The following is an 8,127-nucleotide window of genomic DNA, read 5'->3' on the forward strand; positions in this document are numbered from 1 at the left end:
GGGTAGCATACCGAATTCTTGCAGTTGCAGTCAAGTTCGTGGTGCGGCTATGTTGGCGGGACGCGCGGGCGATTGCCGGAACGGAGGTCTGCGCTCGCAGCTATGCGGCAACGTTGCGGCACGGGTGGCCGTGCGCGCACGGGCCGGGGAGGAGTGGTTCTATGGTTTCGGATGCGATGCGGCGGCTCGCGATCCATGGGGGGCCGATGGTGCGCCCCACGCCGTGGACGCCGCGCCGCCTGTTTGATGAGGCGGAGAAACGGGCGGTGTGCGGCCTGTTCGACGCGGCGATGGCGTCGGGCGAGGCATTCGGTTATGACGGCGCGCCGGAGCAGGCGTATTGCCGCGCGTTCGCGGCGTACATGGGCGGGGGCTTCGCGGATGCGGTCAGTTCGGGTTCGGCCGCGGTCTATGTGGCGTTGCGCGCGCTGGCTATCGAGCCGTTCACGGAGGTGATCGTGCCGCCGGTGACGGATATGGGCGGGGTCATGCCTGTGCCCGTGTGCAGTTGCATCCCGGTCGTGGCGGACACCGCCCCGCGCAGCTATCTCGTGGGGCCGGAGCAGATCGCGGACCGGATCACGGAACGCACGAGCGCAATCATCGTGGCGCATATCGCGGGGCTGGCATGCGACATGGACCCGATCATGGACATGGCGCGAGCCCGGGGCATCCCGGTCATCGAGGACTGCGCGCAGGCGCATGGCGCAACCTACAAGGGGCGGCCCGTGGGCGCGTTCGGCGACGTGGCCGCGTTTTCGACGATGTCCGGCAAGCATCACGCGACGGGCGCGCAGGGCGGGGTGGTTTACACGCAGCGCGAGGACCTCTACTGGAAGTCGCGCCGCGCGTCGGACCGGGGCAAGCCGTTCGGTCTCGAGGGCGAGGATACGAACGTCGTCTGCACGCTGAATTTCAATTCGAACGACTTGGCGTGCTCCATCGGCCTGGTTCAATTGCAGAAGCTGCCCGCCATCCTCGAAGGGCGCCGCAAGGCCGCGCGCGCGCTGGCGGAGTGCTGCGAAACGCTGGAAACGGTCCGGGTCGATCTGGGCCTGCCCGATTCCGACGGCGCATTCTGGTTTTTGGTGTTCGAGCTGGACACGGACAAGGTCTCGTGCGGCGTGGCGGCGTTCGCGGCGGCGCTCGAAGCAGAGGGCATGCCGTTCTTCGCGCGGTATACGCAGCCCTTTACGCGCCATCGGTGGTACAGGGAGCGGGCCGTATTCGGATCGAGCGGCTATCCGTGGTCGTGCCCGCTTTACAAAGGCGACCCGGACCGCAAGTACCCCCTGCCGAACATGGATGACGCGCATACGCGGCTGTTCGGGCTGCGTGTTCATGAGAACCTGACGGACGCGGACGTCGAGGACGCGTTTGCGGCGCTGTGCAAGGTGGAGGCGGCCTATCTGAAATAGCGGCTTTTCCGGCCCCGCGAGAAGATTGTTGTTGCTTTTCCGGCGCGGCGCTGATATTTTGGTACCGGTGTTGGTGTTCTGCTCGTGCACCGGCCGAAGAACTCGACGCGCGTCTTCGACGCGTCCGTGGTTCGGTTCTGACGGAATGGGCAAGGGGACAGTCGAAGACAGCGAGCCTATTCAACGGTGAGGACACGCGGGGACGCGAGCGGAGTTCTCTCAGGAGGAGCGCGCCTTGCTCTTGCAGGGCGTGGGGAGATCGCGGTGTGCGGACCTGTGCCCGGGACGGGCATGTGGAAGGAGGAACGACTCATGAAAAGGGTGGCAGGGCAGGTGTGTCTTTTCGCATTGACGGGGGCTCTTCTCCTAAGCGTGGATGTCTGGGGCGACACGTTTGAGGTGGAAAGCGCCTCCAGCGGCGGGGCGGGGTCTTTGCGGGCGGCCATCATGGCGGTAAACGCGGAAACGTCCGGCAACCATCAGATTATCTTTGCGGACTCCTATATGACTGTCAACTTGACGTCCGCGCTGCCCGCGCTCACGTACGCGGGCGGCACGGTCACCATATCCGGCAGCGGCGCGATACTCAACGGCAGCGGTCTGTCCGGTTCGGAAGTCGGCCTCCATTTTCAGGGCGGGCCGGTGTTTCTTGAAGACATGGACATCGTTTATTTCCCCTCTCACGGGATTCAGATCGAGGCGGACGGCTCGGCTGTTGCGCAATGCAAGATCGGCTCGCGGGGCAGCACGGACATGGGGAATGGCGGGAACGGCATTCACGTGAACGGGGCGGTGGATATCACCATTGGCGGCGCGAAAGGCGGCAACGTCATTTCGGGCAACGACTTGAGCGGCATTTACGTGATTGGTTCGGAAGACGTTACGATCACGCGAAACAAGATCGGCCTGAACGATGTCGGGCGCGCCCCGCTGGGCAATGGCCAGTCGGGCATCCAGATTGTCGCATCCGAGCTCTGCCGCGTGGGTTCTTCGAGCACGGCGGACCGCAACTACATAGCGGCGAACGGCGCCGACGGCGTGCTCATCAATGCATCGAATGATTGCTCGGTCAAGGGCAACTACATCGGCATTGACACGCTGCAGGCGGCACAGCCGAATGGCGGCGCGGGCGTACAGGTGGCGGTGGGGCAGGACAACCAAATCGGCGGCACGGTCGCCGACGAAGGCAACGTGATTTCCGGAAACACCGGCAGCGGGATCGTGGTCTCCGAACCTGCATCCGAGACCCGAGTGTTTGGCAACCGGATAGGGACGAACGAGGCTGGCACGTCCGCCATCCCGAACGGTTTCGCGGGCGTGCATCTGGCCGGCGGTTTTCTCAACGAGATAGGCGGCGGCGAGGAAGGCGCCGGGAACACGATCTCGGGCAATGCCCAGGCCGGCGTGCTGGTGCAGAGCATTACGACGGCGAACAGCATCGAGGGGAACTACATCGGAACGGACGCGAATGGGCAGTCCGCCATCCCGAATCTGTACGGCGTGTTTTTTGATCGCGCCTCCAGCAACACCCTGGGCGGCACCGAGCCGGGCGAGGGCAACGTCATCTCCGGCAACACCTCCAGCGGCGTCCGGATGGACGGCACGGAAACGGAAGCTTGTTCGCTGAATTTCGTTCTGGGGAACCGGGTTGGTCTCCGCGCGGACGGCGCGGCCGCGATCCCGAACGGGGCCGAGGGCATCTTGCTCCAGAACGCCGCCAGCAACTTTATCGGCGGCAGCGAACTGGGTTCGGGCAACATCATTTCCGGCAATACTACGAACGGCATATCCATGACCGGCGAATTTGTGGGCGAAAACGTCGTCGCCGGGAACTGGATCGGCCTCGATGGCGGCGGCGCGGCCGCGGTGCCCAACGGCGGGGATGGTGTGCTAGTGCGCGGCGCGGACAACGAAATCGGCGGCATGGACGCGGGCGCAGGCAACATTATTTCCGGCAACACGGGGTGCGGCGTGCGCGTCGACGGCGTGGAAAGCAGCGGCACCATCGTCAAAGGTAATTGGGTCGGCGTGAACGTCGAGGGCACGGCGACGGTACCGAACGAGGCGGCGGGCGTGCTCGTCCAGAGTTCCTCCGATAACGTCATTGGCGGCGCGGAATCCGGCGCGGCAAACTACATCTCTGGAAACACAGGAGGCGGCGTAGAAATCTCGGGCGATGTAACCCCGGTGACCAACAATATTATTCAGGGCAATATCATAGGGCTCCTGCCCAACCCCGAGAAAACGGTAAAATCAAACGGCGGCGCGGGTATCCGTCTCACGGGCCCGGTTTCGGCGACTTTGGTCGGCGGTATGGCCGCGGGGGAACCCAACATCATCGCTTACAGCCTGAACGGCGGTATCTGGCTTAACGCCGGCGCTGCGCAGAACACCTTCACCAGGAACGCGATCTACGGCAATTCCGTGGGGGGCATTGTCCTCGACGCGGGCACGAACGGCGACATCGAGGCACCGCAACTGGTGCAGATTGGCGAAACGATTAGCGGTTACGCGCCGCCGAATAGCGTGGTGGAACTTTTTGCCGACAAGGGGGGCCAGGGTGAGACCTATCTCACGTCTACCACGGCCGATGGCGGCGGTAATTTCACTGTGACGGGCCTGAACCTGATGCCGTACGGTGGCCTGAACATGACCGCCACGTGCACCGATACTACGGGCAACACCTCGGAGTTCAGCGACCCCGGTGCGATTCCGGAAGTGCCCGTGGAGATGTCGATGCTGCGGGATACGCCCGCGCTCTACTATCCGAATCAGGTCATTGAGATCACGGTTCAGTTGACGTACTCGGGCAGTGACCCGCTGACCAACGTGGCCGTCCAGGAAACACCGCCCGCGGGCTGGATGTTCTATGACTATGTGAACGGCCCCGCCCCCGATTCGCAGCCTGGTTCTCTTACTCCGGGCCCCTTCACGTTTGTCTGGAATTCGGCGATTCCATCGTTCCCCATGGAATTCACGTACAGCGTATACGTGCCGCAGACTCAAGTAGGTCAGGTGACCTTCTCGGGAATTGCGGGATATCAGACCGGGGGACCTTATGAGATTCAAACCGAACCCGTTGAATCGGTCATTGAGGAAGGGATACCCGAAATCGTGATGTCGCGCACGGTGAACGCAACGTACTCACCAGGAAATACGTTTGATGTCATCCTGCATTTCGAGTACCTGGCAGGTCCGCCCACGGTCAGCGTGTTCGCGGTGGAAGAGGTTGCGCCTCCCGGCTGGACCTTCGTCGGACTGCTCGCGGGCGACCTGCCCTCCAATGGCCCGGATATTGGTGAGGAAGGCGGGTTCAACTTTAATTACTCGCCCGGAGAAATACCGGCATTCCCGATTGAATTCTCGTATCGCGTCCAGGTCCCGGGCGGTCAAGCGGGAATAGTCAGTTTCTGGGGTCATGCGGGATTCCGGCTCCAGGGCGTAGACAGAGAGTATTTGTCGAACACGGTGTATTCGGACGTGAACCCGCCGGGCGGCGAAGGTGAGGGCGAAGGCGAGGGTGAAGGCGAGGGCGAAGGCGAGGGCGAAGGCGAGGGTGAATGCGCCGATGAATGGCACACAGCCGACCAGGACCACAGCAGCGAGGTGGAACTGACGGAACTGCTGCGCGTCATTCAATTCTACAACTCCGGCGGGTTCCATTGTGCGGACGACCCCGGGTCGACAGAGGACGGATTCGTGCCGGGCGCCGGTGCGAATTACTCCTGCTGTCCGCACGACAGCGACTATGCGCCCAGCGGGCCAGACTGGGCCATTGCGCTTACGGAACTGCTGCGCGTCATTCAATTCTACAACTCGGGCGGTTACCACTACTGCCCGGGCGATGGTACGGAGGACGGTTTCTGCCCGGGGCCGTGAACCGGGCGTAGCACATTCGTGGCGTGCCTTCCGCCAGGCCGGCGAGCCCGGCGGAAGGCCATAGGCGTTTGACGAGGAGAACATTCCGGGATGCGGCGGGGTTCTGGCCGGCGTATGGAACTTATCTCGTCGTGTGGGGAGGACGCGTTGCCGGAATGTTCGCAACGGGACTGTGCGAGGAGGCACGTGTCATGCATATGCTGGGCAGAAACGTGATTCTGATTGCGCTGACGACGGGGGTGGTGCTGGTTCCCTGCGGCTGGGGCGCGGAATTTGAAGTGACCACCGCGGCGGATTCCGGCGCCGGCTCGTTGCGCGCGGCCATCGAGGGCGTCAACGCGCAGAGTTCCGGCGACCATGCAATTACCTTTGCAGCCGACACATATCTCATCAACCTGGCTTCCGCGCTGCCCGCGCTTACGTACGACGGCGGCACGGTTACGATCACGGCCCGCGGCGCCGTGCTCAACGGGAACACGCTTTCCGGCGGCGAAACCGGCTTGCATTTCCAGGGGGGGCCGGTGATTCTGGAAGAGCTGGACGTAATCAACTTTCCCTCTCACGGCATTCATATCGAGGCGCCCGGCTCGCGGGTATCCAAATGCAGTATCGGCACCCGGGGCAGTACGGACATGGGCAATGGCGGCCACGGCATCTATGTCGACCATGCGAACGATGTGACGATCGGCGGGCCGGAAGGCACTAACACCATCTCGGCAAACGGACTCTGCGGCGTTTACGTCGCGTCCAGCACGGGCGTCACGATCAGCCGGAACCGAATCGGGTTGAACAGCGTTGCCCAGGATCCGCTGGGGAACGGGCAGGACGGGATTCGCCTTCTGAGTACAGCCGCATGCATGATTGGCTCGACCGAGGCGGCAGACCGGAATTACATAGGCGCGAACGGCGGCTGCGGGATTCACATGCAGCGGGCCGATAACACGTCCGTTTTTGGAAATTACGTGGGCCTCGATGTTTCACAGGAGCCGCAGCCCAACGCTCTGGACGGCGTGCATGTCATGAATTGCAGCGGCGTCCAAATCGGCGGGTCCGCGGCGCAAAGGAGCAACGTGATTTCCAGCAACGGCGGCAACGGCGTGCTGATCACCGACGGAAGCGCGGACAATCTGGTGGGCGGGAATAGGATTGGCACGAACGCCGCAGGTGCACAAGCCATTCCCAACGGCCTTTGCGGCGTCAATCTCGACGGGGCCGGCACCGGCAATGACATCGGTTGGGAAGTGGAAAGCAGCGGCAACGTGCTCTCGGGCAATTTGCTGGCCGGCATCATGATTCAAGGGGACACGACTAGCACGAATGCAAGAAACAACTTTATCGGCACGGATGCAACCGGGCAGTCGGCAATACCCAATCAGGACGGCGTGGTGATTGACCGGTGCTTGGGCAACGTGATTGGGAGCACTATTGCAGGAGAAGGCAATGTGATTTCCGGCAACACGTCTTACGGTATCCGCATTCAGGGGACGGATACCGAAGGATGTTATCTGAACAGTGCCTCCCACAATATCATTGGGGGCACGGCGGACGGAACGCTCGCGCTCCCGAACGGGGACGGCGGAGTATACGTCTACAGAGCGCCCCAGAATTACATTACGCATAATCTGATTTCGGGCAATGACGGCGAGGGGGTAACGGTCACCGGCGATGTGGGCGAGGGCAATTTCATCTTAGCCAACACGATAGGCCTGAACGGCGCCGGCACGGCCGCGCTGCCGAATACGGGCGACGGCATTCTCATTGAGAGCTATTGGAACAAGATTGGAGGAGCGGACTCGGCTTCGCGCAATACGATTTCGGGCAATGCGATGGCCGGTATCCGTATCAAAGGCGCCAACGCCTATTGGAACGATGTTCAAGGCAACTACATCGGGCTGAACGCGGCCGGAACCGCGGCGGTGCCGAACGGCATGGAAGGGGTGGTGATTACGGATGCGGTGGATAACGCCGTCGGCGGCGCCGAGGCCGGCGCGGGAAATTACATTGCCGGGAATGGTTCACACGGCGTGTCCATCTCAAGCACCGGGTTCCCCACGCAGAACAACAGCGTTCAAGGGAATGTTATCGGGCTGTTGCCCGGGCCGGGCAAGACCGTGAAATCCAATGGCGGCGCGGGGGTGCGGCTCTCGGGCTATATCTCCGCGAATCCCATAGGCGGCGCCGGGGCAGGCGAGGCCAACGTGATCGCGCTCAACGTGCAGGGCGGTATCTGGCTTTCGGACCATGCGCTACGCAATCCCTTCTCCCGGAACGCCATCTACGGCAATCCCGGGGGCGGCATCATTCTCGACCCCGACACCAACGAAAACATAGATGCGCCGCAACTGCTCAGTGTCGGTGGCACAGTCACCGGCACAGCGGCGCCAGGCAGCGTAGTCGAGTTCTTTGCTGACGACGATGGGCAAGGCGAGATCTACGTTACCTCGATCAGCGCCGATGGCACCGGCGAATTCTCCGTCTCCATGGACCTGACGCCCTATGGCGGCATGCATCTGACTGCGACGTGCACCGATGCGGTAATGAACACCTCGGAGTTCAGCGAACCCATGGAGATTCCCGGAGGCGAAGGCGAAGGCGAGGGCGAGGGCGAGGGCGAGGGCGAGGGCGAAGGGGAAGGCGAAGGCGAAGGCGAAGGCGAAGGCGAAGAAACACAACACACGGCGGACCAGGACGGCGATGGGTTCATTGAATTGACGGAACTGTTGCGCGTGATTCAGTTCTACAACTCCGGCGGGTTCCATTGCGCGGACGATCCCGGGTCGACAGAGGACGGATTCGTGCCGGGGCCGGGCGCGAACCATGCGTGCGCGGC

At 62.7% G+C, this 8,127-nt stretch carries 3 protein-coding genes; all 3 read left to right on the plus strand.

The features are described 5' to 3' along the window. Positions 1-161: 161 nt before the first annotated feature. Positions 162-1,418 (plus strand): DegT/DnrJ/EryC1/StrS aminotransferase family protein, encoded by a 1,257-nt coding sequence (locus KA184_21885; protein ID MBP8132239.1) that lies wholly within the window; start codon positions 162-164, stop codon positions 1,416-1,418. Between the two features lie 312 nt (positions 1,419-1,730). Continuing rightward, the gene (locus KA184_21890; GenBank protein ID MBP8132240.1) at positions 1,731-5,297 is read left to right on the plus strand and encodes a right-handed parallel beta-helix repeat-containing protein; all 3,567 of its coding nucleotides are present in this window, start codon (positions 1,731-1,733) and stop codon (positions 5,295-5,297) included. A gap of 191 nt (positions 5,298-5,488) precedes the next feature. Then, a partial coding sequence (locus tag KA184_21895) for a right-handed parallel beta-helix repeat-containing protein (GenBank protein MBP8132241.1) occupies positions 5,489-8,127 on the plus strand: 2,639 nt, incomplete at its 3' end.

It is taken from the genome of Candidatus Hydrogenedentota bacterium (genome assembly GCA_018005585.1).
In the GTDB taxonomy this organism is placed as follows: Bacteria; Hydrogenedentota; Hydrogenedentia; order Hydrogenedentales; family JAGMZX01; genus JAGMZX01.

Excerpts from the sequence above, each read along its gene's own strand:
- KA184_21885 (MBP8132239.1), top strand. The coding sequence starts at position 162 with ATGGTTTCGGATGCGATGCGGCGGCTCGCGATCCATGGGGGGCCGATG.
- KA184_21890 (MBP8132240.1), top strand. The coding sequence starts at position 1,731 with ATGAAAAGGGTGGCAGGGCAGGTGTGTCTTTTCGCATTGACGGGGGCT.